Raw genomic sequence first — 988 nt, 5'->3', positions numbered from 1 at the left:
GCTCGGGGAGGGACAGAACGATCTTTCCGATATGACGTGCCTGACTGAAGTGCCGGAACGCTTCTCGTGCACGACGAATGTCCCAAATCTGAGCCGGTAGTGAGCGGATCACTTCCTGTTCGAACAGTGTGGTGAGCTCGGTCAGTATCTCGTGGATACGATCCCGCCCGGCCTCCTGCAGATCGAACGCTCGGTAAGTCACTCCCGGGTACGACGCAGAAATCTGTGCACTGTCCCGGATATCGGTTTTACCCATCTCTAGAAAACGCCCCCCTCGGGGCAGCAGACGCAACGAAGCGTCCACGAAAGGTCCAGCCAACGAGTCCAACACAATGTCCACACCGTGACCACCGGTAGCTGCCAGGACCTGATCCTCGAAACCGAGTGATCGGGAATCCGCGATGTGATCGTCGTCGAATCCCAAGGACCGCAAAGTATCCCACTTACCCTGGCTAGCGGTTCCGTATACCTCCACACCCCAATACCGCGCCAACTGGGTTGCCGCCATCCCCACGCCACCGGTGGCCGCATGGACCAGCAAGGTCTGCCCCGACCGGGCGTGAGCCAAGTCCTTGAGCCCGTAATAGGCGGTCAAGAACACCACCGGAACAGTGGCCGCTTCGATAAATGACCACCGCTCGGGGATATGAGTGATCAATCGCTGATCGGTCACAGCCATGGGTCCCAGGCCGGCGTCGATCAACCCCATAACCCGGTCTCCGGGGGCAAAACCCTCCACACCCGTACCGACCTCGACGACTACCCCTGAAGCTTCCCCACCCAGGAACGCGACGTCCGGCACCATGCCCAGGCAAACCAGAACATCTCTGAAGTTCAGGCCACCGGCGCGGACCTCAATCCGGACCTGCCCCTCGTCCAGGAGCTGTTCTGCAGAGCTACTCGGAGTCAGCGTCAGTCCGTCCACAGTCCGGTCACCGGCCTCGAGCCGCCACGACACCGATCGTGGAACAACCAAACTCTGCGCTCC

General features: G+C 60.6%; 1 protein-coding gene. It reads right to left on the bottom strand.

The features are described from left to right. Positions 1-988, bottom strand: a 988-nt coding sequence (locus NVU01S_RS42030; protein ID WP_156522250.1) for a zinc-binding dehydrogenase, incomplete at both ends; no start/stop codon positions are given.

Origin of the sequence: Nocardia vulneris (assembly GCF_001613425.1) — a bacterium.
In the GTDB taxonomy this organism is placed as follows: Bacteria; Actinomycetota; Actinomycetes; order Mycobacteriales; family Mycobacteriaceae; genus Nocardia; species Nocardia vulneris.
The sequence above is the reverse complement of the archived record's forward strand: the minus strand, read 5'-3'. Positions and strand labels throughout refer to the sequence as shown.